Raw genomic sequence first — 25,935 nt, 5'->3', positions numbered from 1 at the left:
AGAGCTGCCGAACGCAGCAAGATTGAGAGGATTTGTTTGGATACAACAATCTTATCCTAACGCAAAAGCCCCCGGTGCGTCAAGCGGTATTTTGGCAAAAACAGCGAATTTTTGCCGGATTTTCTGGAAAAAATCCCGGATTGCCCTTGACAGCAGACAGGGTATCTGCTATAATTCATCCGTAAAGCAGATGAACTTTACATCACTTCTCGAAAGCACAGGCACAAAACCGGGGGTCAGAGGATGGCAAAAGATCTGGAAATGGGCTATCTGCTGGACTTCTACGGCGAGGTGCTCACCGAAAAGCAGCGCGAGATGCTGCGCCAGTATTACAACGACGACCTTTCGCTGAGCGAGATCGGCGAAAACTTCGGCATCACCCGTCAGGGTGCGCGGGACGCCATCAAGCATGGCGAGAACGCGCTGAAGGAGCTGGAGGAAAAGGTCGGGTTTGCGGCCCGCTACCGCCGGGTGCAGCAGAAGCTGGAGGAGCTGGAGCAGATGGTCATTGATGCACGGTTCGAGTGCACCGGCCCAAATGGCCTGACCACCACCGAGTATGAACACCAGCTGACCGGGATGCTGAAGCTGATCCGTTCCATCGACGAAGCGAACGAGAGCTGAAACTTGTGAAAGGAGCACCGCACAATGGCATTTGAATCCCTTACCGACCGCCTTGCCGGTGTGTTCAAAAAGCTGCGCGGTCACGGCAAGCTGACCGAGGCAGATATCAAGGCCGCCATGCGCGAGGTGCGCATGGCACTGCTGGAAGCGGATGTCAACTATAAGGTCGCCAAGGACTTCTGCGCGAAGGTGTCCGAGCGCGCCATGGGTCAGGAGGTCATGGAGAGCCTGACCCCGGCCCAGCAGGTGGTCAAGATCGTCAACGAAGAGCTGGTTGCCCTGATGGGCGGCAGCGAAGCGGCCCGTTTGAACATCAAGAACAAGGGCCAGACCGTCATCATGCTCTGCGGCCTGCAGGGCAATGGTAAGACCACCCATGCCGCAAAGCTGGCTAAATACTTTATCAAACAGGGCCGCCGCCCCATGCTGGTGGCCTGCGATATTTACCGCCCTGCGGCTATCGATCAGCTGCAGGTGGTGGGCAAACAGGCGGGCGCACCGGTGTTCACGCTGCCGGGTGCAAAGCCGCCGGAAATTGCAAAGAAGGCGCTGGCACACGCCAGGGATTACGGCAATGACATCGTGATCCTGGATACCGCCGGCCGTCTGCAGATCGACGATGTGCTCATGCAGGAGCTGGTGGACATCAAGGAAGCCGTTCCTGTGGACGAGACCCTGCTGGTGGTGGACGCCATGGCCGGTCAGGACGCCGTGAACGTTGCCAAGACCTTCAACGAGAAGGTGAGCATCGACGGCATCATCCTCACCAAGACCGACGGCGATACCCGCGGCGGTGCGGCACTTTCGGTGCTGGCCGTCACCGGGAAGCCCATCAAGTTCCAGGGCACCGGCGAAAAGCTGGACGATCTGGATGTGTTCCATCCCGACCGCATGGCAAGCCGCATTCTGGGCATGGGCGATGTGCTGAGTCTCATCGAGCGCGCACAGGAAACGGCAGACGAAAAGGCTGCCGAAGAGACCGCCCGGCGGATGATGGAGAACAAGTTCGACATGAACGACATGCTGGACCAGTTCGCACAGATCCGCAAGATGGGCGGTGCGGGCGCGATGCTGAGCATGCTGCCCGGCAGTAGCGGCATCGATCCCAGTCAGGTCGATGAAAAGGCGTTCGATCGCATTGAGGCCATGATCTATTCCATGACCAAAGAAGAGCGCGAGAAGCCCTCCATCATCAATCCCAAGCGCAAGCGCCGCATCGCGGCCGGCAGCGGTACCACCGTGGCCGACGTGAACAAGCTGCTCAAGCAGTTTGAGATGATGCAGAAGATGATGAAGCAGTTCAAAAAGAGCCCCAAGGGCTTTGCCCGCCGCTTGGGCGGCATGATGGGAAATCCCGGTGCCTTCCGCGGGCTGAAATAATTTTTTTGTGATACAACCCCCTTGCGGGTTTGTACAATATAAACAACGCGCCCGCAAGGGCCGCACAAAACAATTTTTGGAGGATATTTACCATGGCAGTTAAGATTCGTCTGCGCCGCGTCGGCGCCAAGAAGGCTCCCTTCTATCGTGTTGTTGTTGCTGACAGCCGCTTCCCCCGCGACGGCCGTTTCATCGAGGAAATCGGCACCTACGATCCCAACCAGGAGCCCTCTGTGATCAAGATCGACGCTGAGAAGGCAAAGCAGTGGATCGCCAACGGCGCACAGCCCACTGATACCGTTCGCGTCCTGCTGAAGAAGTCCAACGTTCTGTAAGTAGGGAGGGCTGACTCATGCAGGAGCTGTTGCTGGCAGTTGCCCGCGGTCTCGTGGAGGACAAAGACGCCGTCAAGGTCACGGTGGACGAGCCCCGCGAGGACGGCACCGTCGTCTACCACCTGAGCGTGGCAGAGGGAGATATGGGCCGTGTCATCGGCAAGCAGGGCCGGATCGCAAAAGCCATTCGTGTGGTGATGCGCGCGGCTGCTGTGCGGGTCGATGAAAAGGTCCTTGTTGAGATCGACTGAGCACCCTACAGGCCCTTTGCCCTTGCGGCAAGGGGCCTTTTTGTTTCAGTGGAAGCACCCTCATCCGGCGCTGGCGCGCCACCTTCCCCCGACTGGGGGAAGGCTTTCCCGGCCGATGCACTTTCATAAGGCTTCCCCCGGCCGGGGGAAGCTGTCGAACGCAGTGAGACTGATGAGGGCGTATTGGCGCAAGTTTGATAACACAGGAGCAAAAATATGCAGCAATATCTGGAAGCGGGCAAGGTCGTGACCACCCACGGCGTGCGCGGCGAAATGAAGCTGGAGCTTTGGTGCGACGGCGTCAACTTTCTGAAAAAGGTGGGCAGATTGTACGCATCGGCCCAGGGCGGCAGGGCATGGAAGATCGTCTCCATCCGTGCGCAGGGTCAGATGGCGCTGCTGCAGCTGGAGGGCGTCAACGATATGGACGCCGCCCGTGCGCTGCGCGGGCAGGTGTTTTACTTTGACCGCAATGACGCCACCCTGCCCGCAGGCCGCTGGTATGTGGCCGATCTCATCGGGTGTGAAGTGCGGGATGCCGACACCGGCAGGGTGTACGGCGTTGTGACCAGCGTGGACCATCCCGGTGCACAGGATATCTACACCGTCAAAGCCCCCAGCGGCAAGGAATATATGTTCCCGGGCGTGGACGCCTTTTTGAAAGAGCGCAACCCGCCGGAGGGCTATCTCCTTGTCACCCCCATCCCGGGCCTGCTGGATGACGACTTTGACAGCGAACGGGAGGAAGAGTGAGCTATGGGGATGCGCGTGGACATCGTGACTCTGTTCCCGGAAATGTGCCAGCAGGTGCTGGATGCCAGCATCATCGGGCGCGCGGCAAAGAAGGGCTTTATTGAGACCCACTGCCACCAGATCCGGGACTACACCCTGAATAAACAGAAGCAGACCGACGATTACCCCTACGGCGGCGGCTGCGGCATGGTGCTGTATGCCCAGCCCATCGCAGACTGCCTGCGTGCCGTGCAGCAGGAAGTGGCTGCACAGGGCCGTCCGGCCCCGCATATCGTGTTCCTGACGGCAGGCGGCCAGCGCTATACCGAGGAGCACGCAAAGCGGCTGGCCCAGTATGATAACCTGACACTGGTATGTGGCCACTATGAGGGCATCGACGAGCGCGTGATCGAGGCATTTGCGGACGAGGAGATCTCCATCGGTGACTACATCCTCACCGGCGGCGAGCTGGCCAGCCTTGTGGTGGCAGACAGTGTGCTGCGCCTGAAGCCCGGCGTGCTGGCCGAGCAGAAGGGCTACGAGGAAGAAAGCTACTGGGACGGCCTGCTGGAGTATCCCCAGTACACCCGCCCCGAGGTGTGGGAGGGCCGCGCGGTGCCGCAGGTGCTGCTGGGCGGCGATCACCAGAAAATCGATGCATGGCGCAGTGAGCAGAGCCGGGAGCGCACCCGCCTGCGCCGCCCGGAGCTGTATGAGCAGTGGTGCAGGAGCCACCCTGTGGAGGAACTGCCCAAGTGGAAGCGCGGCGAGAACATGCGCCTTGTCAAGACCGATGAGCAGTTTGCCGCCGCCGCCCACATCTTTGTGGAGGGACGGCGTGCGACCTGTGCCGAGAACTGGACCCCGGAATACTGTGCCAGCCTCAACGAGGAAGAGTACCTGCTGCAGCTGCGGCAGGAAAAGGCCGCCGGCTGGGCATGCTATCTGCACACCACCAAGGAGGTGCCGGACGGCATCGTGAGCATTAACCACAAGGTGGGGCACATTGAACATCTGTTCGTCACCGAGGAGGCGCGCGGCAGGGGCATCGGCATGAAGATGCTGGACTTTGCCCGCAAAAAGCTCAGCGAGCACGAGCATCCGGTGCTGAGCGTGCTGAACACCAACACCCGGGCCATTGCGCTTTACACCCGCATGGGCTGGGAGCTGACCGGGGAAATGAAGCTGGAATTTGACCCCGACCGGTATCCTGCTGTGGTGCACAAATGTGCCCTTGTCCTGATGCGCTACGAGGGCGCACAGGAGCAGTAAACAGGCAGAAACAGACGGCGAGATGGAGAGCGCACAGTGCGGAAAACGCACAAAAATGGTCGAAAAACTGCACGGCCGTCGAAAAAATGTTGAAAACTTTTGTATTTACCCTCTAACCTTCGGGGAATAATTTTATTATCTTTGTACAAATAATGAAAAATGGGCCCCTTTTCATTGGAGAAACCGCCAAAAATACGCCGGAGGGCTGTACAACCGTTTCGACTTGCGCTAAAATAATCGTAACGCAACAGGCACAGGATACAGATTCTATACCCAAAACGATATTAGATAGGAGCGCTTTACTATGTACGTGAAAGAAGTTACCGTTGAAAATCAGGTTGGTCTGCACGCTCGTCCGGCTACCTTCTTCATCCAGAAGGCTAACGAGTTCAAGTCTTCCATCTGGGTCGAGAAGGAAGAACGCCGCGTGAACGCAAAGAGCCTGCTGGGCGTTCTGTCTCTGGGCATCGTGGGCGGCACCACCATCCGCATCATCGCTGACGGCGCTGATGAGCAGGCTGCAGTGGACGGCCTGATCAAGCTGGTGGAGTCCGGCTTTGCGGAGTAATCTGTACCAATAAAATGGAGCGGCGGGGGAACCTGCCGCTTTTTTGTTTTTTGCTTAAGGAGATGCCATGACCAAAGCGGAACTCTACCAGAAGGCCTGTATGCTGCCGCTGCTGCCCGGGGTGTATATCATCCGGGATAAAAGCGACACCATCATTTATATCGGCAAGGCAAAGCGGCTGCGCATCCGGGTGAGCCAGTATTTCCGCGAAGGCGTGCCCCACGACAACAAGGTCAGCCAGATGATCGCCCACGCCTATGCGTTTGATGTGATCGTGTGCCAGAGCGAGTTCGAGGCACTGGTGCTGGAAGCAAGCCAGATCAAGGCCCACACTCCCAAGTACAACATCCTGCTGAAGGACGACAAGGGCTACAGCTATATCAAGGTGACAAAGGAGCCATGGCCCCGGCTCTCCTTCGTGCTGCAAAAGGAGGAGGACGACGCCGAGTATATCGGCCCCTATACTTCCAGCTTTGCGGCCCGGCAGATGGCGGAAACGGCCATGGATGCCTTTCTGCTGCCGCGCTGCAATAAGCGCTTCCCGCAGGAGATCGGCAGGGGACGCCCCTGCCTGAATGCGCACATCGGCAAATGCATGGCGGTGTGCAGCGGAAAGATCCGCTGCGAGACCTACAACGAGGCGGTCAAGAATGCTGTGCACCTGATCCGCTATGGCAAAAAGGACATCCTGAAGATCCTTAACGAGCGGATGCAGGAGGCCTCGGACCGGCTGGAATTTGAGACGGCGGCCCTGCTGCGGGACCAGATCGCAGCCATCACCAAGGTGAGCGCCGGGCAGAAGGTCATTGTGGACCCGGATGTGGAGATGGACGTGGTGGCGCTGGCAGGCACGCCGGACAGCGTGTGTGCGGCGGTGCTGCGCTTCCGGGACGGACGGCTGACCGACAAGCGGGAGTTTTTGTTCCACGATACCTCGGACATCGCCGCCGTGCGGGAGGAATTTCTGCCCCGGTATTATCTGGATGACGAGCAGATCCCCAAGATCATTGCGGTGGATGAGCTGCCGCCGGACAGCGATGCTTTGCAGCAGGCGCTGAACGAAAAGCGCGGCAGTGAGGTGCAGCTGTATGTGCCCCAGCGGGGCGATAAGGCCCATCTGGTGGAGATGGCCCACACCAACGCGGTGGAGCGTCTTGCCCGGGAAAGCGGCCGTTACGCCCGGGAGGAAAAACTGCTGGACGAGCTGGCGCAGGTGCTGGGCCTTGCAAAGCCGCCCCGGGCTATTGAGAGTTACGATATCTCCAACTGGGGCGATGGCTCCAGCGTCTGCGGCATGGTCACCTTCAGGGATGGCAAGCCCTATAAGGCGGGCTACCGCAGATTCAAAATGAAGACAGTGGCGGGCACTGACGACTATGCATCACTGGCAGAGACCGTCTCCCGGCGGGCGGCAGAGTATGAAAAGTACGCAGAGCTTGCAAAAAAGGGAGAACCCTGCAGCAACTGGTTCGGGCAGAAGCCGGATCTGCTTTTGATGGACGGCGGCAGGGGGCAGGTGAGTGCGGCAAAAGAAGCACTGGCCGGGACTGCCCTTGCGGATGTGCCGCTCTACGGCATGGTGAAGGACGACCACCACCGTACCCGTGCCATCGTGGACAGCGAGGGGCGGGAAATTGCCATCAACATGAACCGGGGCACCTTTACCTTCATCACGGCCATTCAGGACGAGACCCATCGCTTTGCCAATGCCTACCGCAAGCAGCAGATGAAGCAGAAGAGTTATTCCTCCACCCTGACCGAGATCCCCGGCATCGGCCCCAAGACGGCCAAGGCGCTGATGGCCCAGTTTAAGAGCGTGACCGCGGTGAAGGAAGCCACGCCTGACCAGTTGGAAAACACCCCCGGCGTGGGGAAACAGACGGCACAGACCATCTACGAGTATTTTCACGCATAAAACCCTCTCAGTCATCGCTGCGCGATGCCAGCTCTCCCGAAAGGGAGAGCTTTTTGCATTCAGATGCAATGAATGTGCAGAGCTGAAAAAAACGCGATTGATGCATTTACCGGTTACGGCCCTTTCCGTGAAAAGGCAAAACCCGGCAGACCGCAGTCTGCCGGGTTTTGCAATATTAAAATGAATTTTCCGCTGAAAATGCCCAGAGCAAAGCGGAGGGCATTCAAATGATTCAGTTCTCCGCAGAAATATCCTGACCGAAATACTTCTCGCCCAGCTCTTTCAGGGTGCCATCGGCACGCAGCTCCTCAATGGCGGTGTTGATGGCTTCCAGCAGGGTGGCGCTGGCATCACCCTTGCGCAGGGGGATGGCAACGTGAGAAGCGTCCTCGGTCTGGGCCACCAGCTTGAAATCTGCGTCCGGATGGACGTTCAGGTAATCGTAGAAGGAAACATCGGCGTTCAGGGTGGCGTCGATGCGGCCGGCGGTGAGCAGCTGGATGGTCTCTTCCAGTGTGTCGATGCCCTGCACGGTGGCGCCATAGCTTTCGGCCAGCTCCATGTAGGTGGAAGCCAGACTGTTGGCGGTGGTCTTGCCCTTCAGGTCTTCAAAGCTGGTGATGTCCTCGTTGTCCTTGCGGACGGCAAGGGCGGTGTGGATGTAGCCGTAGGGCTCGGTGAAATCATAGGTCTTGGCGCGCTCGTCGGTCACTTCCACGCCGTTGCACACGATGTCGTAGCGGCCTGCGTCCAGACCGGCAAACAGGCTGTCCCAGTCGCTTTCCACGTACTCCGGCTCCACACCCAGCTTTTCGGCAATGGCGCGGGACACCTCCACGTCGTAGCCCACCAGAGTATCGGATTCGTCGTGGTAGCTCCAGGGCTGCCATGCGCCTTCCAGCGCAACGATCAGCTTGCCACTGGACTGGATGCTGGACAGCTGGTCGCCGGCAGCAGGAGCCACAGAGGCGGCCGTGCCGGAAGCAGCGGTACTGCCGGAAGAGTTGGAGCAGCCAGCCAGAGTCAGCACACCGGCAGCGGCCATAACGCTCATAAGAGAAATAAAGGTTCTGCGTTTCATAGTTGGATTCCCTTTCCTCTATAAAAATATTTGTGAAATAATCTCCTTCAGGCACAGCTGACGCTGCGCCAGCTCCCTCAAAGAGGGAGCCCTTGGCAAAGAGGGAGACTTTCTGGTTTTGCCAAAGGCCCCATCTCAGAGGGGGCTGTCTGCGAAGCAGGCTGGGGGAGTTGGTTAAACTTTACTCAGTGTGTGCGATCTTGCGCAAAAACTCGCGGGTACGCTCCTCCTTCGGGTCTGCAAAGAACTGGCGGGAGGGAGCCTGCTCCACCACTACGCCGTTCTCCATGAAAACGGTCTTGGAGGAAACATTGCGGGCAAAGCCCATCTCGTGGGTGACCACCAGCATGGTCATGCCCTCTTCGGCCAGCTGCCGCATGACCGAGAGCACCTCACCGGTCAATTCCGGGTCCAGCGCACTGGTGGGCTCGTCAAAATAGATGATCTCCGGGTCGGAGGCCAGTGCCCGGGCAATGGCCACGCGCTGCTGCTGACCGCCGGAAAGCTGACGAGGGTAGGCGTCTGCCCGGTCGGCAAGGCCCACCTTTGCCAGCATTTTCATACCCACGGCGTCCGCCTGCTCTCTGGGCATCCTGCGGGCCACGATCAGCCCCTCGGTCACGTTCTGCAGAGCGGTCTTGTTCCGGAAGAGGTTGTAGTTCTGGAACACAAAGGCCGTCTTTTTGCGCAGGCGGGCGATGTCAGCCCGGTTTGCATGGGCCAGATCAAAGCTCTCGCCGTCAAGGATCAGCTGGCCAGCGTCGGCAGTCTCAAGAAAGTTCAGACACCGCAGCAGGGTGGTCTTGCCGGAGCCGGAGGGGCCGAGAATGGCCACCACATCGCCCTTTTCTACGGTCAGGTCCACCCCGCGCAGCACCTGCAGCTCTTGGGCAGCCTTCCGCGCACTGGGACGGTGGAAGATGCCCGCATGCAGGCCGGGCTTTGCATTGGTGCGGAATGTTTTCTGCACATTGCGGATCTCTAACATTGCCATAAAACCCACACTCCTTTCTCACTGGAAGCCGTGGGCATTCAGCCGACGCTCCAGCAAAGCCTGCAGCTTGGTGATGACCGTGCAGAACAGCAGGTACACCACAGCCACCTCGCAGTAGATGGGCAGGAAGATGTAGGTGCGGGCGGCCACCCGCTGGCCCGCCATGAACAGCTCGGCCACCGTGATATTGGACGCCAGCGAGGTGTCTTTGATCATGCCGATGAGCGAGTTGGAGAGGGCAGGCACTGCCGTGCGCAGGGCCTGTGGCAGCACGATGCGGCGCATGATCTGCCACCAGCTCATGCCCACGCAGTAACCGGCTTCCAGCTGGCCCTGGGGCACGCTTTCCAGCGCACCGCGCATGGTCTCGGCACAGTAGGCACCCTCGTTGAAGGCAAAGGCGATGACCGCAGCCGGGAAAGCGTCCAGCATGATGCCCACGCTGGGCAGACCATAAAAGATGATGAACAGCTGCACCAGCAGCGGCGTGCCGCGGATGACCCAGATGTAGAACCGTGCGATCTGCCGCAGCACCGGCACATTGGCGTACTGCACCAGCGCGACGGCCACGGCAATGATCATGGCAAAAAAGAAGGAGACAAGGGTCAGCGGGATGGTCATGGTCAGGCCGGCTGTCAGGATACGCGGCAGGGCCTCCGCCAGCACGCTGACCGTGCGGTTGGAAAAAAATGCTTCAAACATGAAAAATGTTCCCTCAGAACGGTGTTCAGATACTCTCTGTGTTGTCCGGAATAAAGGTATTATAAACCTTGAAGTACACTTGAAGTCAAGGCTTTTTGCCAAATCCCTACAAAACCTACCAGAATACTATAGCATGAATCCGGATGGAGTGCAAACGGTTTGCGCAAAACGCGTGATGTGTACAAAAACGGACGACCCATCTGGAAAACTTTGTGCAATGCGGCAAGCGGTTGACGGCGCACCTGCTTTCGTGTACAATGGACGTGACAACGCGCACCGGGCAAAGCACCGGCATGGGCGCAAATTTACCGCCGGGCACAGCTGCCCTGTGCGGTGCAGACACGGAGGACACGAACGTGACAAAGAAAAAAATCGGCGTTTTGGGCGCAGGCACCTGGGGCATGGCGCTGGCACGGATGCTGTGCGTCAGCGGCAATGAGGTGCAGGTGTGGTCGGCACTGCCGGCCGAGGTGGACAGCCTTTCTGCTGCCCGGGTGCACCCCAACCTGCCGGGCATGAAGATCCCGGCAGAGCTGCAGTTCACCAAGAGCATCGAGGAGGTTTGCACCGGCAAGGATGTGCTGCTGTTTGCAGTGCCGTCGGTGTTTGTGCGCTCCACCACCGCCAAGGCCCGGCCCTATATCCCGGACGGACAGATCCTTGTGGACGTTGCCAAGGGCATGGAGCCGGATACCTTATATACCATGACCGAGGTCATCGCCGACGAGCTGAACCGTGAGGGCGGCCCCAAAGGAGTAAAGCTGGTAGCGCTCTCCGGCCCCACCCACGCCGAAGAGGTGGCGCTGGACATGCCCACCACTATCGTTTCGGCCTGCCCGGACGAACAGGCTGCAGAATTTGTGCAGGACGTGTTCAGCAACACCTGTATGCGGGTGTACACCAACCCCGATATCAAAGGCGTGGAGCTGAGCGGTGCGCTGAAGAACGTGATTGCGCTGGGCGTGGGCATCTCCACCGGCCTTGGCTACGGTGACAACGCCCGCGCGGCCCTCATCACCCGCGGCATTGCCGAGATCGCCCGGCTGGGCGTGGCCATGGGCTGCAACATCCACACCTTTGCGGGTCTGGCCGGCATCGGCGACCTGATCGTGACGGCCACCAGTATGCACAGCCGCAACAACCGCGCCGGCATCCTGATCGGCAAGGGCGAAAGTCCGGAGCAGGCCGTCAAGGAAGTCGGCATGGTGGTGGAGGGCATCAATGCACTGCCTGCCGCTATGGAGCTGGCTGCAAAGTACAATGTGGAAATGCCCATTGTGCAGACGGTGAACGCCATCGTGAAGGAGGGCATGAGCGCCAGCGATGCTCTGCGCACCCTGATGGATCGTAACCGCAAAAACGAAATGCCGCAGGGATACGAAAACAACGGGTAAAAACCAGTGAAAAGGCAGCTGACCGCAGGGTCGGCTGCCTTTTGTCCTTTTTATGGGCAGCCCGGCTGCCCTGCAGACACCGAAAACACAAAATAATTCAAATTTTTTACCAAAATCAGACGTAAAAGGGTAGAAGGTCGGGAAACTTTCTGCTATACTGAAACAGAACGCAAAAACCGGGGGACGTTTTGTGCACCCTGCCGGAGAGAAAGAGAGGAATCTGCCATGCCGTCAACCTATGCGCACCGCCGCTTTGGCGCCAATGTGCTGGAACATCTGCCGGATGAACTGCGTGCTCAGCTGGAACAGAACCGTGAGCTTTACGATATCGGCCTGCACGGGCCGGACCTGCTGTTTTATTACCATGCGGCCAAGTCCAACCCGGTGGGTGCACTGGGCAATGCCATGCACGAGGAGCCGGGGCGGGTCTTTTTTGACCGGGCGCGCAGGGTGGTGCACTGCGAGGCGGACCGGGATGCTGCGCTGGCCTATGCGCTGGGCTTTGTCTGCCATTTTGCGCTGGACAGCACCTGTCATCCCTATGTGGAGCAGTTCACCCGGGAAAGCGGTGTGACCCACTGCGAGATCGAGACCGAGTTCGACAACATGCTGCTGCGCCGGGACGGATACGACCCGCTGAAGTTTTTCACGGCCAGCCATATCCACCCGTCGGAGAAGAATGCGGGGATCATTGCGCCGTTCTACGAGGGCATCTCGGAGCAGACCGCGCTGGAAGCACTCAAGGGCATGATCTCGGTGCACAGACTCCTGCAGGCGTCCAACCCGGTCAAGCGCTGGGTGGTGCTGACCGGCATGAAGGTGGTGGGCAAATATGATATGCTGCACGGCCTTGTGGCAAATCCGCAGCCGAACCCGAAGTGCATGAAAAGCGGCAAGCAGCTGGAAGCACTGTACGCCAAGGCTCTGCCGCTGGCAGAAACGCTGATCCTGGAGTTTATGGCAAAGCTTGATACTGACGAACCGCTGGATAAGGCCTACGACCATACCTTTGGGGAGTTCTGAGTAAGTCGATGCAGGCCAGCAGGGAAAGATGCTGCTTCCCGCTGCGACCCTTTTGGTGAAAATGTGTTTGGAGCGCTCCGCGTTTGCACAGCAATGAAAGCCCCAGTGGGGCTTTTAAGCGGCGAGCGGTCTGCGTTAGCAGATGGAGGGGCTTTGCCCCGACAAGTTCCGCAGAGCGCGACAAACACGAAAATAAAAATAAAATTTCCGCTGAATATGGCCAGAACGTGAGCGGCGGCCATTTTAAATGGTGAAATCTAAAAAGAGGGGGCACCGCCCGGCGGTGCGAGAGGAAACAAGATGAAACATGAAAAATTCAAGGTGACACCTCTGGAACGCGCGTGGATCCTGTACGATGTGGGCAACTCGGCCTTTGTGCTGATGATCGCAACGCTGGTGCCCATCTTCTTCAACGCGCTGGCTGAGGCCGGCGGGCTGAGCTCGGTGGACTATCTGGCCTACTGGGGCTACGCAAGCTCGGTGGTCACGGTGATCACCGCCGTGCTGGGGCCCATTCTGGGCACGCTGGCCGACACCAGAGGCTTCAAGAAGCCCATCTTCATGCTCTGCCTGTTCGTGGGCGTGGCAGGCTGCTGTGCCATGGGCCTTGCCACGACATGGCTGCCGTTCCTGCTCATCTTCATCCTTGCAAAGATCGGTTTTTCGGGCAGTCTGGTGTTCTACGATTCCATGCTGGGCGATGTGACCACCCCGGAACGCATGGATGTTGTGTCTTCGCAGGGCTATGCATGGGGCTACATTGGCAGCTGCGTGCCCTTTGTGGTGTGCTTGGCGCTGGTGCTGGGCAGCGGAGCCATTGGCCTGAGCCAGATGACCGCCCTTTCCGTGGCACTGCTCATCACCGCCGTGTGGTGGCTGAGCACCAGCCTGCCGCTGCTGCGGAAGTATAAGCAGATCAACTATGTGGAGGTGGAGAAGCACGCCATCCAGCAGAGCTTTGTGCGCATCGGCCATACCCTCAAGCACCTGTACGAGGATAAGCAGGTGTTCTGGTTCCTGCTGGCTTTCTTCTGCTACATCGACGGCGTGTATACCATCATCGATATGGCCACCGCCTACGGCACGGCACTGGGGCTGGAGACCACCGGCCTTTTGCTGGCCCTGCTGGTGACGCAGATCGTGGCCTTCCCGTCGGCGCTGATCTTTGGACGTCTGAGCGCAAAATATCCGTCCAGCCAGCTTATCCCGGTCTGCATCGCAGCCTACACCGGCATTGCGGTGTTCGCCTTCTTCCTGACCAGCCAGTGGCAGTTCTGGGTGCTGGCCGTGCTGGTGGGCATGTTCCAGGGCGGCGTGCAGGCGCTCAGCCGCAGCCACTTTGCCAAGATCATCCCGGTGGAGAAATCCGGCGAATACTTCGGCCTGTTCGATATCTGCGGCAAGGGCGCATCCTTCCTTGGCACCATGATCGTGAGTGTGGGCAGCCAGCTGACCGGCAGCGCCAATGTGGGCATCGGAATGCTGGCGGTGCTGTTTGCGGTGGGCTTTGTGCTGTTCCGGGTCTCCTGCAGGACTGAGGACGCAAAGCAGGTGTAATAACACGATTTAAAATTGCCGATGCGTTCGCCTTGGCAATATCAGAGGAAAGATTGTTCTATAATTTTGCAAACAAGCCAGTCCTGCGGGGCTGGTTTGTTTGCTTTTTCACGGGAAGGGCGCAATGGCAAACGGCATTTTGCTGCCATTGCGCAGTAAAGATGCAGCTTTCGGCAGCGACTCTATTCGTGAAAGTGCGTTTGGAGCGGCCCGCAGGCCGCGACAAACGCGAAATAAAAATAAAATTTCCGCTGAATATGGCCAGAGTGTAACGGAGGCCATTTTAAATCGTTATTCTGGTTATTATTAACAAACCTGTAATTGTGTTTTTCGCCCTCGAATGATACAATAGAGGCAATGACTTCAAAACCGCAAAGGAGAAAACGAAATGGAACGATTTCCCGGTTATACCACCCTGCGCACCGAGCCCTGCCCGGAACAGCACGGGACCCTGACCGTGCTCACCCATGATGTGAGCGGTGCCACCGTGCTGCTGGTGGAAAATGAAGATATCAATAAGGCATTCGGCATCGGCTTCGGTACCTTCCCGTCCGATGACACCGGTGTGTTCCACATTCTGGAACACTCGGTGCTGGCGGGCAGCGAGAAGTACCCGGTCACTTCGCCGTTTCTGCAGCTGCTCAAAAGCAGCATGGCGTCCTTCCTCAATGCCATGACCTTCCCGGACAAGACCGTGTACCCCTTTGCCACTCCCAACGAGACCGACTTCAAGAACCTGATGGACGTCTACCTGAACGCGGTGTTCTGCCCGCTGGCCATGGTGGACAAGGCAGTGTTCGAGCAGGAGGGCTGGCACCGCAGTGCCGACGGCACCGTGAGCGGAGTGGTGTACAACGAGATGCAGGGTGCACTGGCCGCACCGGATGCACAGCTGGAAAATGCACTGGAACGGGCCATGTTCCCGGATACAGCCTACGGCTTTGTTTCCGGCGGTGACCCGGCCAGCATCCCGGCACTGACCTACGAAAAATATAAGCGGGTGTACCGCCGCCATTACAGTGCAGACAATTGCTGCATCACCCTTTACGGCAGGATGGATATGGCTGAAAAGCTGGAACTGCTGGACAGAGATTATCTCTCTAAAATGCCCAAGGGCACCAGCCGTCCGCGGCTGACCGTGCAGGACGAGCAGGCCGGAGCCTGCGTGGAGCTGCCCTACTACACGGAGAACCCAGAGCCGGACGAGGTGCAGTGTGCACTGGCATGGTACACCGGTGCCTTTGCGGACCGGGAGCGTCAGCTGGGCGTGGAGGTCCTGCTGGACGCCTTGCTGGGCACCAACAACTCGCCGCTGAAAGCCGCGCTGCTGGCGGAAAAGCTGGGTGCGGATATCGACATCGGCTTTGATGACAGCACCCTGCAGCCGGTGCTGGAGCTGGTGCTGCGCGGTGCTACCAAAGAGACTGCAGGCCGGTTCTCTGCCGCTGTGCGCAAGGCCGTGGACGGCATCCTGACCGAGGGCATCCCGCAGGAGCTGCTGCTGGCCTCGCTGAATGCGGCAGAGTTCGCGTCCCTTGAGCGCCCGGGCAGCCTGCCGGACGGCGTGCTGGATGCCATCAACGCTTCTACCGGCTGGCTGCACACCGGCGACCCGGCCCTGCTGCTGCACACGGACAGGCTGTTTGCTTCCCTGCGGGAAAAGATGGCCGACGGCTGGTTCGATGAGCTGCTGCGTGAGCTGTTTGCACCGGCCCCGGTGCAGGTGGTGCAGGTGCCCACCCTGCCCGGAAAGGACGAGGAGAACGCGCCTGTCCGCACAGACGGCAAGCTGGTGCTGGAACACCCGCTGACCGCCGCCGACCTTGGCGACGGCGCAAAGACTGCACCCGGAACGCGGGAACTGCTGGCCGGGGCACAGCTGCTGCATCATCCCTCGTCGGGCAGCCTGTATCTGAATTTCTACTATGACCTTGGCAATGTGAAGCCCGAGGACATGCAGTATCTTGACCTGCTGACCGATGTGCTGGACGAACTGGACAGCAGCAAGCATACCGCCCGGCAGCTGAACACCCTGCGCAGCACATGGCTGGGCGACAGCCGCGTGCAGCTGGACATCTGGACCGGCCGTCAGGAGGGCGCACCCTGCCACGCAAAGCTGAGCCTGTGCCTGAGCCTTCTGGAACGCAGTCTGGATAAGGCAGTGGAGCTGGGCGGCGAGTGGCTGTATGACACCATCCTCACCGGCCCGGCGGCAGAAGCAGCCTTTGCCCGGGTGCTGAGCCAGCAGAAGCTGAACATGGAACAGCAGTTCATCCAGCAGGGCAACGTATACGCAGCCACCCGCGCCGGTGCCCACTACACGGTGGACGGTGCGGTGAGCGAGCGCTGCAGCGGCGTGAGCTACTATAAGTTCCTGTGCGGCGTGCAGGAGCGGGGCAACTGGGCCGCTTTGGGCGAAAAGCTGGATGCTCTGCGCACCGAGGTGCTGCAGCACGCGCAGCTCACCGTCAGCCTGCACGGCAGCGAGGATGCCCTTGCCAGACTGCGCACCCTGCTGTCGGAAAGCCGCTTTGCCGCCGAGGGCCGTGCTGCGGCAAGACCCTACACCGAGCCGCTGACCCCGCCGGTGAATGAAGCCTTCGTGATCGATGGCGGCGTGAACTACGATGTGCTGGTGTGGCCCATGGAGCGCCGCAGCGACCGCAAGGTGCTGGCCCGCGTGATGAGCTACGAATACCTGTGGCACAACATCCGCGAGGTGGGCGGCGCTTACGGCACCGGAATGCTCTCCTCGGACGGTGTGGAGTACCTGTACACCTACCGCGACCCCCATGTAAAGGAAAGCTACGACACCTTTGCAAAAGGCCCGGCAGAACTGGCAGCCCGGGAGTACACCGAAAAAGATCTGAACGATTTTATCGTGGGTGCCGCAGCCAAGCTGGACACTCCCCGCAAGCCCCGCGCCGAGGCCCGGGAGATCGACCGCCGGTACTTCTGCGGCATCACGGACGAGATGGTGTCGGCCGACCGCAGAGCCCTGTGCGCTGTGGATGCTGCCCTGCTGAAGGAGCAGGCCGCAGAGCTGGGTGCCGCCATGGCAAACGGCGTGCGGGTGGTGTTTGGCAGCAAGGATGCTGTGGAAGCCGCAAAAGAATTGTTTGATACGGTAGAAACGCTGTAAGGGATGAAGGGCCAGTGTGCCGGTAGCTTTCTCCTCGGACACGAAATACGGGTTGCGGCACCCAGCAGCTGCTTCGCATCCGCTTGCATCTCGCTGGCCGCGGCCCCAACAACAGCTCCCTGTTTCCGCCACTGGCGGCGGTCACTGTTGTTGCAAGCCATTCCATCGCCCGCCCTATTGCCTTCGGCAATAGGGTCCCACCCCAACGGACGGTCCTCGGAGAAACTCCCGGCCCGCTGACCGGACGCATCTGCTGAACTGCCTACTGCAAAAGTATAAAAAGTGCCTGATGATACGAAAAATGTCATCGGGCACTTTTACTTTTTGTAAAGAAACGGAAAAATTTTAAAAGCAGGGTTGACGCGGCAAAAAAGCAGTGGTAAAGTAATGGGCGGAAAAGGCAAAAAGTGTCTTTTTACAACAGGAAAACGAGGTGGTTGTCATGGAACCTGCTGGCAGTAGCAGCAGTCTTTCTCCCCGATTATTTTATATGATGGCAGCCGCCGTTTCTGCTTTGCGCAGACCCTGCTGTGTGTGAATGCACACGGTGCGTGTTTGTGTTCCCTGAAAAGAAGAAACGAGAGCTGCCACTGAAAAGGAGGCAGCTTTTTTATGTCTGAAATTTCGATCGATACCCTCAAGACCATGCTGGCAAATCTGGATGATGCCAAAAAGTACCAGAGCCTGCGGGACGTGATGGAGACCCTGCCTGCACCCGATCTGGCTGCAGTGTTCGAGGATCTGCCTGTGGAAAAGCTCCCGGTGCTGTTCCGCCTGTGCCCCAAAGACCTTGCGGCAGATGTGTTCGCCGAGCTGACGCCCGCGGCCCAGCAGCAGCTCATCGACGGCCTGACCGATACCGAGCTGAAGGCGGTGGTGGATGAACTGTTCGTGGACGATGCCACCGACCTTGTGGAGGAGATGCCTGCGAATGTGGTCAAGCGCATTCTGGCTCAGGCAGATCCCGCTACCCGCCGCATGATCAACGAGCTGCTCAAGTATCCGGAGGACTCGGCCGGCGGCGTGATGACCACCGAGCTGATGGCGCTGCGGCCGGATATGACCGTGGCACAGGCCATGGACACGATCCGGGAAAACGGCTTTGATAAGGAGACCATCAACAACTGCTATGTGACCGACAGCAGCCGCAGGTTGGTGGGTGTGGTCTCCCTGCGGGCGCTGGTGCTGGCAAAGAACACGGAGGAGCCTATCAAGGACCTGATGGATTCCAATGTGGTCAGCGTGAGCACCACCACGGATCAGGAGGACGTCTCCAAGCTGTTCGAGAAATACGGCTTTCTGGCCATCCCGGTGGTGGACGCCGAGAACCGGCTGGTGGGCATCGTGACCATTGACGATGCCATCAGCATCCTGCAGGATGAGGCCAGCGAGGATATCGCAAAAATGAACGCCATCGGCCCCTCCGACAAGCCCTACTTCAAGCAGAGCATGTGGGACCTGTACAAGAGCCGTGCGCCGTGGCTGCTGTTCCTGATGATCAGCGCCACCTTCTCCAGTCTGGTCATTCGCGGCTACGAGGACGCACTGGCCGCTGTGACCGTGCTGACTGCATACATCCCCATGCTGACCGATGCAGGCGGCAACGCGGGCAGCCAGAGCACCTCCACCATCATCCGCGGCATGGCGGTGGGCGATATCCAGCCCCACGATCTGCCCCGCATCCTGTGGCGCGAGAGCCGCGTGGCCCTGCTGTGCGGCGGCACGCTGGCGGTGTGCAACTTTGCAAAGATGCTGCTGTTCGACCGCATTGCGGCTCCGGTGGCACTGGTGGTGTGCCTGACCCTGATCTGCACCATCCTGCTCTCGCAGATCATCGGCGGCATCCTGCCCGTGGCAGCAGAAAAGCTGCACGTAGACCCCGCTGTGATGGCTTCGCCCCTGATCACCACCATCGTGGATACCACCACGCTGCTGGTATACTTCAACATTGCAAAGGCACTGCTGCACCTGTAAAACTGAAAGAACCGCTGTCTGAGCTCCCGGAAAAGGCTGTATGACCCTTCCGGGAGCTTTTTTGAGCCAAAATACGATGCACGGCATTGCCGGGAACGGCAGACATTTGCAGAAATTTGCGGGAAAAGCGCTCAAAACCGCAAAAAGTGACGGCAGAACTGTCCCTGAAAATATTTTTCAAGATATACAAGAAATACACGGCGTCCCCAAAAGAGACCATGCAACATTTTGTAATCTTTTTGAGAGAAAAATGACATAATTTTTTGCTTTTGTAGGAAGGTTGCAAATGTATGAAAAATTGTGATGTTTCGAGAAAAGAAATTGGCGATCCCAAAAAGCATTTGTTGAAATGGCACAAAAGAACTCCTTCAATCTTGTGAACTTGTTCTCTTGCACAGGGGGCTCTGCAAGGGTATAATACGAACAGGAATTACAGGAACGTGCAAGAATGCTCCTGTGAAAATGCTGAGATACGAATTGAAGGAGAACACTATTATGAAAATGATTTCGCGTCGTGACTTCCTGAAGGCATCTGCTGTTGTTGGTGCAACTGCTGCTATGACCGCCTGCGGCGGCTCTTCCTCCACCAGCACCGCTGCTTCCAGCGTTGCTTCTTCCACCGCTGCTTCTGCCGCTGCTACCAACGGCTCTGCAAACATCGGCGTGTGCATCTATCAGTTTGCTGATAACTTCATGACCCTGTACCGCTCCGATCTGGAAGAGTACCTGAAGGACATGGGCTACTCCGTCACCATCATGGACGGCAAGAACGACCAGAACACCCAGACCGAGCAGATCAACACCTTCCTGCAGCAGGGCGTGGACGTGCTGGTCATCAACCCCGTGCAGACCACTTCCGCACAGACCATCGTTGATACCGTCAAGCCCTCTGAGACTCCTATCGTCTTCATCAACCGTGAGCCCGACAAGAGCGTTCTGGACTCCTACGCAGACAAGTGCTGCTACGTTGGTGCTGACGCACGTCAGTCCGGTACTTATCAGGGCGAGCTGATCCTGGAGACCGAGACTCAGGGCGATATCAACGGCGACGGCAAGATCACCTACATTATGTGCAAGGGCGACCCCGAGAACATCGATGCTCAGTACCGCACTGAGTACTCCATCAAGGCTCTGACCGATGCAGGCAAGGAAGTTGAGTGCCTGTACGAGTACCTGGACAACTGGGATCAGACCACCGCTCAGCAGGACGTTGCAAACGCTCTGTCTCAGTACGGCGACAAGATCGAAGTCGTCTTCTGCAACAACGACGCAATGGCACTGGGCGCTCTGCAGTCCATCCAGCAGGCTAGCCGCACCGTCGGCAAGGACATCTATCTGGTCGGCGTCGATGCTCTGGCAGAGGCTGTTCAGGACGTTCTGGATGGCAACATGACCGGTACCGTGCTGAACGACGACGTGGGTCAGGCTACTGCAGCTGCTGAGGCTACCAAGCTGTACGTCGAGGGCTCCAAGGTCGAGCAGTACTACTGGGTCGACTATGTCAAGGTGACCAAGGACAACGCTTCCGAGTACGTGAAGTAAGACCAAAGTTTCCGGAAACAATGCAAGGTGCGCAGTGGACCTTGACGGCTTGAACAAAGCTATAAAGCGCGTGCGTGCGAGAAATATTCTCCGCGCACGCGCCTTGTTTTGAAAAAAAGGTTTTTCTGCGGCCTGATGATAAACGACAAGGAGGCTCTGCGGAATGTCAGAATACCGTCTGGTAATGAAAGGCGTGGTCAAGACCTTCCCCGGCGTCAAAGCGCTGGATCACGCCCAGTTGGAGCTTCGCCCCGGTAAGGTCATGGCGCTGATGGGTGAAAACGGCGCCGGTAAGTCCACACTGATGAAATGCATGTTTGGCATTTACAAGATGGACGAGGGCGAAATTGAATACGAGGGCGAAAAAGTTACCATCACCACCCCTCTGGATGCACTGAACCGCGGCATTGCCATGGTGCATCAGGAACTGCAGCCGATTCCGGCACGTACTGTGGCCGAGAACATCTGGCTGGGCCGCTACCCCATCAAAAAGTACGGCCCTGTTACGGTGGTGGATCACGCCAAAATGTACAAGGATACGGAGGAACTGCTGAAAAAGCTGAAGCTGGAGATCAATCCCCATGCAAAGCTTGGCTCTCTGAGCATCGCACAGATGCAGATGGTGGAAATTGCAAAGGCTGTTTCCGCAAACTGCAAGGTGCTGATCCTGGACGAGCCCACTTCCTCGCTGACCGCAAACGAAGTTGAATCGCTGTTCCGCATCATGCGCGAGCTGAAGGCTCTGGGCGTGGCACTGGTCTATATCAGCCACAAGATGGACGAAATCAAGGTGATCGCGGACGAAGTCACCATCATGCGCGATGGCCAGTACATCGGTAAGTGGGACGTTGCCAACATGACCAAGGAGCAGATCATTGCAAAGATGGTCGGCCGTGAGCTGTCGAACCTGTATCCCCCGCTGGAGAACCATCCCTCGGACGAGGTGATGATGAAGGTGGAGGACTTTACCTCCATCCATCCGCGCTCCTTCCGCCACTGCAGCTTCGAGATCAAAAAAGGCGAGATCCTGGGCGTGGCCGGTCTGGTGGGCGCACAGCGCACCGAGCTGATGGAAGGCATCTTCGGCCTGCGTGCCCATACCTCCGGTAAGGTGTGGATCAAGGGCGAAGAGGTGAACATCAAGCAGCCCCGCGACGCCATCCAGAAGAGCGTGGCTCTGCTGACCGAGGACCGCCGTGCCACCGGCATCATGGGTGTGCTGAGTGTTGCGGATAACATCTCCATTGCATCGCTGGATGCCCTGCGCAAGGGCCCCATCATGCTGGACAACAAGAAGATCCTGGATCTGGTGGCTACCAACAAGGAAAAGATGGCCATCAAGGTGCCCAGTCCCAAGACCCAGATCAAGAGCCTTTCCGGCGGCAACCAGCAGAAGGTGCTGATCGCCCGGTGGCTGGCCAACAACCCCGATGTTCTCATTCTGGACGAGCCTACCCGCGGCATCGACGTTGGTGCAAAGTACGAGATCTACTGCATCATTGCCGATCTGGCAAAGCAGGGCAAGAGCATTATCATGATTTCCTCTGAAATGAGCGAGATCATCGGTATGTCCAACCGTGTCATGGTCATGTGCGATGGCCGCATCACCGGCTTTATCGACGGCAAGGACGCTACGCAGGAAAACATCATGGCGCTGGCTACCCAGTTCGAGACCGCACCTGATGCAGCTGCGGCAAATCAGTAATTAAGGAGGCTGTCTATCGTGGAAGCTACCAAAAAATTGAATGGCAAGGCTGTGGGCAAGTGGCTCAGCAACAACGCCATTATTATGATGATGCTGGCCATCACTCTGATCGTTGGCATCATTCACCCCAACTTCTTCTCCGGCACCAACATGATCAACCTGTTCAAGAACGTGTCTATCCGCTACATCATCGCGCTGGGCATTTCCGGCTGTCTGATCACCACCGGTAACGACCTGTCCGCTGGCCGTCTGGCTGGTTTTGCCGCATGTCTGGCCTGCATTTTTGCGCAGACCGAAGGCGCTTCCGGCAAGTTCTACCCCAATATGCCCACCCTGTCCACCCCCGTGGTGTTCATTCTGGTCATTGCCATCTGCGCCATCGTGGGTCTGTGCAACGGACTGGTGGTCAGCTACCTGAAGGTGCAGCCCTTCATTGCTACCTTGGGTATGCAGCAGGTGGTCTACGGTATCTGCCTTGTGTACACCGGCGGTACCCCCATCGGCTCTTTGAACAAAAACTTCACCTCTCTGGCCTCCAACACCATCATCGGTGTGCCCGTGCTGATCTGGATCGCTTTGGTGGTGGCTGCATGCTTCTGGTTCCTGTACAACAAGACCCGCCACGGCAAGTACATGTACGCCATCGGCGGCAACGAAGCTGCTGCTGAGGTGGCCGGTGTCAACGTGCACGCTACCAAGATCCGCATCTACATCCTGGCCTCCTGCATGTTCGGTCTGGCAGGCTGCCTGCTGGCTGCAAAGTCCGGCGGCGCATCCGTCAACACTGCAATGGGCTATGAGCTGGACGCCATCGCAGCCTGCACCATCGGCGGTGTTTCCACCACCGGCGGCGTTGGTACTGTTCCCGGCGTTCTGGTCGGCGTTCTGGTCTTTGAGCTGATGAAGGTGGCTCTGCAGTTCATGAACGTGAACTCCTCCTACACCTACATCGTTCAGGGCCTGGTCATCATTGTGGCTGTGGCCATCGATATCCGCAAGTATCTGGCAAAGAAGTAAGAGCTTTTTCTGTGGGTCGTCTGCTTTTGGGCAGGCGGCCCGCTTTTTTTATCTGCATTTGTGTGGTATTATAATAAAAACACCATCAGGAGGTACGTTATGGCACAGGAAAAACAGACGCCCGAAGAGCGCGAGGCTGAGCTTGCCCGGCGGGAAGCTGCCCTTGCGGCCCGGGAAGCACAGCTGGCGCAGGAACAGGCGGAGCTGGCAGACCGGAAGGCAGACTTTGAGGAAGGAAAAAAGAGCCTGCTGAACAACGGCGACAAAAACTTTGTGAATGCGAAGGAAAAAATGTACGACCATTTTCCGCTGACAGTGCACCAGATGGATATTATCATCAGGGTACTGTTTGCACTGATCGCACTGTTCCTTGTGCTGGGGGTGACCCATACCAGTTTCTTCGGGCTGTTCGGAGGGTAAGTGCATTCCTTTTCTGCAGCAGGTGATTGCATTTCATCCGCAATATGCGTATAATTTAGGATAAAAGCTCTGCCGCACTGCGGCGGCAGGAAGAGGAGTGGTGATCTTGAAAAAGAAATGGCTCGCGGCGGCACTGGCAGGCATTCTGCTGGCAGCTGCGGTTCTGAGCGGATGTGCATCGACAGAAAAGGCCAAACGGCTGCGCTTCGGTGTGGCTGGCGAGGGCGGCATCTACCGGGAGTTCGGTGAGCGGTTCGCAGCATTGGAAAACGAGACGGACAACGGGCAGGTGGAGCTGAAGGCTACCGCCGGTTCCGCAGCGAACCTGCGCCTGCTGACCGGCGAATACCTGCAGCTGGCCATTGCACAGGCAGACCTTGTGCAGGATGCCTATGACCAGACCGGCATCTTTGCCGACGAGGAGGAGGACCGCGGCTTTGGTGCCGTGGCGGCGCTGTACACCGAGACCTGTCAGGTGGTGGTGCGGGCGGATTCCGACATCCGGTCCATTGAGGACCTGCACGGCAGGACGGTGAGCATTGGCGCGGAAGAATCCGGCTCGGAGCAGAACGCGCTGCAGATCTTATCTGCCTATGGTCTGAACGACAAGATGGTGAGCATGGTAAACCTGAACTATGAGGATGCCGCTGCCCAGCTGAAGGCGGGCAGGGTGGATGCCATCTTTATGACGGTGGGTGCGCCCAGCCCGGTGCTGACCGCTCTGGCAGGCGAGTGCGGCATCCGGCTGCTGAAGGTGGACGGTGCGGCGGCACAGCGCCTGATGAGCGCTTACAGCGCCTACAACACGGTCACGCTGCCGGCAGGCACCTATCCCGGACAGACGGAGGAGGTGCAGACGGTGGGCGTGAAAGCCGTTCTGCTGGCCAGCAACGCGCTGCCTGCAAAGCAGGTGCAGCAGCTGACACAGCTTCTGTTCTCCAGCCGGGAAGGGCTGGAAGAGCAGCTGGGCATCCCGCTGGATCCGGAGGAAAACGCAGTAGAGGGCGTTGGCATCCCGTTCCATGCGGGTGCGGCCGCATACTATAAGGCGGCAGGAATTACGGTCGATCAAACGGCTGGGAACTGAGGGAAAGTAGAGCAATGAAGATCGAATTGGATATGTATCAGACACTGGCCGTTGCTGTGCTGGTGCTGATGCTGGGCAAATTTTTGCGGGAAAGGGTGCAGGTGCTGGAACGCTTCTGCATTCCGGCCCCGGTCATTGGCGGCGTGCTGTTCGCCATTTTTACCTGCGTGTGCTATGTGACCGGCGTTGCCGAGTTTGCATTTGATGATATTTTAAAGGAAGTCTGCATGGTGATGTTCTTCACCTCAGTGGGCTTTCAGGCAAACCTCAAGGTACTGAAAAGCGGCGGAAGAGCGATGATCGTGTTTCTGGGCGTGGTCATCGTGTTGATCGTCAGCCAGAACTTTGTGGCCGTGGGGCTGGCAAAGCTGCTGGGCGTGGATGCACTGGTGGGCCTTTGCACCGGCTCCATCCCCATGGTGGGCGGCCACGGCACCGCCGGTGCCTTTGGCCCGGTGCTGGAGGACTTTGGCATTCAGGGGGCCACCACCCTGTGCACGGCAGCGGCCACCTATGGCCTGATCGCAGGCAGCATGATGGGCGGCCCCATCGGCAAGATGCTCATTGAGCGGCACAACCTGCTGGCCACGGTGGTACCGGAGGATGACAGCCTGCTGGTGGAAGAAGAAATGAAGCACGAGCGCCACACCACCATGTACCCGGCGGCAAGCTTTCAGCTGATCGTCGCCATGGGCATCGGCACGGTGCTGTCCAGACTTCTGAGCCTGACGGGCATGACCTTCCCCATCTATATCGGTGCCATGATCGCGGCGGCGATCATCCGCAATGTGGGCGAATACAGCGGCCAGTACACCGTGTATATGGGCGAGATCAACGATATTGGCGGCATCTGCCTTTCGCTGTTCCTGGGCATGGCGATGATCACCCTGAAGCTGTGGCAGCTGGCAGAGCTGGCCCTGCCGCTGATCGTGCTGCTGGCCGGGCAGACCCTGTTCATGATTTTGTATGTGGTGCTGGTGGTGTTCAACATCATGGGCCGCGACTACGATGCGGCGGTCATCGTATCCGGCACCTGCGGCTTTGGCATGGGTGCAACGCCCAACGCCATGGCAAACATGCAGGCCATCTGCGATAAATATTCGCCCTCGGTCAAGGCGTATCTGCTGATCCCGCTGGTGGGCAGTCTGTTTGCGGACTTCCTGAACAGTCTGGTCATTACGGTGTTCATCAATTTTATCTGAGTGTATCTGGCGGTCCGG

24 protein-coding genes are annotated in these 25,935 nt (G+C 58.3%); 21 read left to right on the top strand and 3 right to left on the bottom strand.

Features of this window, described 5'->3' with window-relative positions; translation table 11 throughout:
- Positions 1–243 precede the first annotated feature (243 nt).
- The 8 genes from ACNSPV_RS03025 (at position 244) to uvrC (ending at position 7,077) form a co-directional block, all read left to right on the top strand.
- Positions 244–624, top strand: a complete 381-nt coding sequence (locus ACNSPV_RS03025) for a sigma factor-like helix-turn-helix DNA-binding protein (protein ID WP_249238107.1) — start codon at positions 244–246, stop codon at positions 622–624.
- Between the two features lie 24 nt (positions 625–648).
- Complete coding sequence (gene ffh / locus ACNSPV_RS03020) at positions 649–2,004, top strand: signal recognition particle protein (protein WP_348584677.1); 1,356 nt, start codon at positions 649–651, stop codon at positions 2,002–2,004.
- Positions 2,005–2,096: 92 nt separating this feature from the next.
- Positions 2,097–2,339, top strand: coding sequence for a 30S ribosomal protein S16 (rpsP, locus tag ACNSPV_RS03015; RefSeq protein WP_249238109.1), 243 nt, complete (start codon positions 2,097–2,099; stop codon positions 2,337–2,339).
- A 17-nt stretch (positions 2,340–2,356) separates the two neighbouring features.
- Positions 2,357–2,590: a KH domain-containing protein gene (locus tag ACNSPV_RS03010; RefSeq protein WP_348584678.1), complete on the top strand. Its 234-nt coding sequence runs from the start codon at positions 2,357–2,359 to the stop codon at positions 2,588–2,590.
- Positions 2,591–2,806: 216 nt separating this feature from the next.
- On the top strand, positions 2,807–3,343 hold the full coding sequence (gene rimM / locus ACNSPV_RS03005) for a ribosome maturation factor RimM (protein WP_249238110.1): 537 nt from the start codon (positions 2,807–2,809) through the stop codon (positions 3,341–3,343).
- Positions 3,344–3,346: 3 nt separating this feature from the next.
- Positions 3,347–4,594: a tRNA (guanosine(37)-N1)-methyltransferase TrmD gene (gene trmD, locus ACNSPV_RS03000; protein WP_348584679.1), complete on the top strand. Its 1,248-nt coding sequence runs from the start codon at positions 3,347–3,349 to the stop codon at positions 4,592–4,594.
- 304 nt (positions 4,595–4,898) lie between these two features.
- The gene (locus ACNSPV_RS02995; RefSeq protein ID WP_005920365.1) at positions 4,899–5,162 is read left to right on the top strand and encodes an HPr family phosphocarrier protein; all 264 of its coding nucleotides are present in this window, start codon (positions 4,899–4,901) and stop codon (positions 5,160–5,162) included.
- A 67-nt stretch (positions 5,163–5,229) separates the two neighbouring features.
- Positions 5,230–7,077: an excinuclease ABC subunit UvrC gene (gene uvrC / locus ACNSPV_RS02990; RefSeq protein ID WP_339395370.1), complete on the top strand. Its 1,848-nt coding sequence runs from the start codon at positions 5,230–5,232 to the stop codon at positions 7,075–7,077.
- A 232-nt stretch (positions 7,078–7,309) separates the two neighbouring features.
- Here the strand turns inward: uvrC and ACNSPV_RS02985 are convergent, their stop codons facing one another.
- From ACNSPV_RS02985 to ACNSPV_RS02975, 3 genes are all read right to left on the bottom strand, one after another.
- The gene (locus tag ACNSPV_RS02985) at positions 7,310–8,158 is read right to left on the bottom strand and encodes a transporter substrate-binding domain-containing protein (protein WP_348584680.1); all 849 of its coding nucleotides are present in this window, start codon (positions 8,156–8,158) and stop codon (positions 7,310–7,312) included.
- Positions 8,159–8,339: 181 nt separating this feature from the next.
- Positions 8,340–9,152 carry an amino acid ABC transporter ATP-binding protein gene (locus tag ACNSPV_RS02980; protein WP_348584681.1) on the bottom strand — a complete coding sequence of 271 codons (813 nt, stop codon included), beginning with the start codon at positions 9,150–9,152 and terminating at the stop codon, positions 8,340–8,342.
- Between the two features lie 18 nt (positions 9,153–9,170).
- Positions 9,171–9,854: an amino acid ABC transporter permease gene (locus ACNSPV_RS02975; RefSeq protein ID WP_005944676.1), complete on the bottom strand. Its 684-nt coding sequence runs from the start codon at positions 9,852–9,854 to the stop codon at positions 9,171–9,173.
- Between the two features lie 356 nt (positions 9,855–10,210).
- Here ACNSPV_RS02975 and ACNSPV_RS02970 point away from each other — a divergent pair, with 356 nt between their 5' ends.
- From ACNSPV_RS02970 to gltS, 13 genes are all read left to right on the top strand, one after another.
- On the top strand, positions 10,211–11,248 hold the full coding sequence (locus tag ACNSPV_RS02970; RefSeq protein WP_418268251.1) for an NAD(P)H-dependent glycerol-3-phosphate dehydrogenase: 1,038 nt from the start codon (positions 10,211–10,213) through the stop codon (positions 11,246–11,248).
- A gap of 225 nt (positions 11,249–11,473) precedes the next feature.
- Positions 11,474–12,271 carry a zinc dependent phospholipase C family protein gene (locus ACNSPV_RS02965; RefSeq protein ID WP_348584682.1) on the top strand — a complete coding sequence of 266 codons (798 nt, stop codon included), beginning with the start codon at positions 11,474–11,476 and terminating at the stop codon, positions 12,269–12,271.
- A gap of 300 nt (positions 12,272–12,571) precedes the next feature.
- Positions 12,572–13,828 carry an MFS transporter gene (locus ACNSPV_RS02960; RefSeq protein ID WP_348584683.1) on the top strand — a complete coding sequence of 419 codons (1,257 nt, stop codon included), beginning with the start codon at positions 12,572–12,574 and terminating at the stop codon, positions 13,826–13,828.
- A gap of 124 nt (positions 13,829–13,952) precedes the next feature.
- The gene (locus ACNSPV_RS02955; RefSeq protein WP_348584684.1) at positions 13,953–14,138 is read left to right on the top strand and encodes a hypothetical protein; all 186 of its coding nucleotides are present in this window, start codon (positions 13,953–13,955) and stop codon (positions 14,136–14,138) included.
- Positions 14,139–14,216: 78 nt separating this feature from the next.
- The gene (locus ACNSPV_RS02950; RefSeq protein ID WP_348584685.1) at positions 14,217–16,970 is read left to right on the top strand and encodes an insulinase family protein; all 2,754 of its coding nucleotides are present in this window, start codon (positions 14,217–14,219) and stop codon (positions 16,968–16,970) included.
- A 612-nt stretch (positions 16,971–17,582) separates the two neighbouring features.
- Positions 17,583–18,944 carry a magnesium transporter gene (mgtE, locus tag ACNSPV_RS02945; protein ID WP_348584686.1) on the top strand — a complete coding sequence of 454 codons (1,362 nt, stop codon included), beginning with the start codon at positions 17,583–17,585 and terminating at the stop codon, positions 18,942–18,944.
- A 40-nt stretch (positions 18,945–18,984) separates the two neighbouring features.
- Positions 18,985–19,203, top strand: coding sequence for a hypothetical protein (locus tag ACNSPV_RS02940; RefSeq protein ID WP_348584687.1), 219 nt, complete (start codon positions 18,985–18,987; stop codon positions 19,201–19,203).
- Between the two features lie 236 nt (positions 19,204–19,439).
- Complete coding sequence (locus tag ACNSPV_RS02935) at positions 19,440–20,486, top strand: substrate-binding domain-containing protein (protein WP_348584688.1); 1,047 nt, start codon at positions 19,440–19,442, stop codon at positions 20,484–20,486.
- Positions 20,487–20,649: 163 nt separating this feature from the next.
- The gene (locus ACNSPV_RS02930) at positions 20,650–22,191 is read left to right on the top strand and encodes a sugar ABC transporter ATP-binding protein (protein ID WP_348584689.1); all 1,542 of its coding nucleotides are present in this window, start codon (positions 20,650–20,652) and stop codon (positions 22,189–22,191) included.
- Between the two features lie 18 nt (positions 22,192–22,209).
- Positions 22,210–23,208: an ABC transporter permease subunit gene (locus tag ACNSPV_RS02925; RefSeq protein WP_097776390.1), complete on the top strand. Its 999-nt coding sequence runs from the start codon at positions 22,210–22,212 to the stop codon at positions 23,206–23,208.
- A gap of 99 nt (positions 23,209–23,307) precedes the next feature.
- The gene (locus ACNSPV_RS02920; protein WP_348584690.1) at positions 23,308–23,628 is read left to right on the top strand and encodes a hypothetical protein; all 321 of its coding nucleotides are present in this window, start codon (positions 23,308–23,310) and stop codon (positions 23,626–23,628) included.
- 100 nt (positions 23,629–23,728) lie between these two features.
- Complete coding sequence (locus tag ACNSPV_RS02915) at positions 23,729–24,715, top strand: TAXI family TRAP transporter solute-binding subunit (RefSeq protein ID WP_348584691.1); 987 nt, start codon at positions 23,729–23,731, stop codon at positions 24,713–24,715.
- Positions 24,716–24,729: 14 nt separating this feature from the next.
- On the top strand, positions 24,730–25,917 hold the full coding sequence (gene gltS, locus ACNSPV_RS02910; RefSeq protein WP_339395356.1) for a sodium/glutamate symporter: 1,188 nt from the start codon (positions 24,730–24,732) through the stop codon (positions 25,915–25,917).
- Positions 25,918–25,935 lie beyond the last annotated feature (18 nt).

The organism is Faecalibacterium sp. 3 (assembly GCF_048323735.1).
GTDB classification, from domain to species: domain Bacteria; phylum Bacillota; class Clostridia; order Oscillospirales; family Ruminococcaceae; genus Faecalibacterium; species Faecalibacterium wellingii.
Note: the sequence above shows the minus strand (reverse complement) of the source record. Positions and strands in the feature narration are given on the sequence as shown.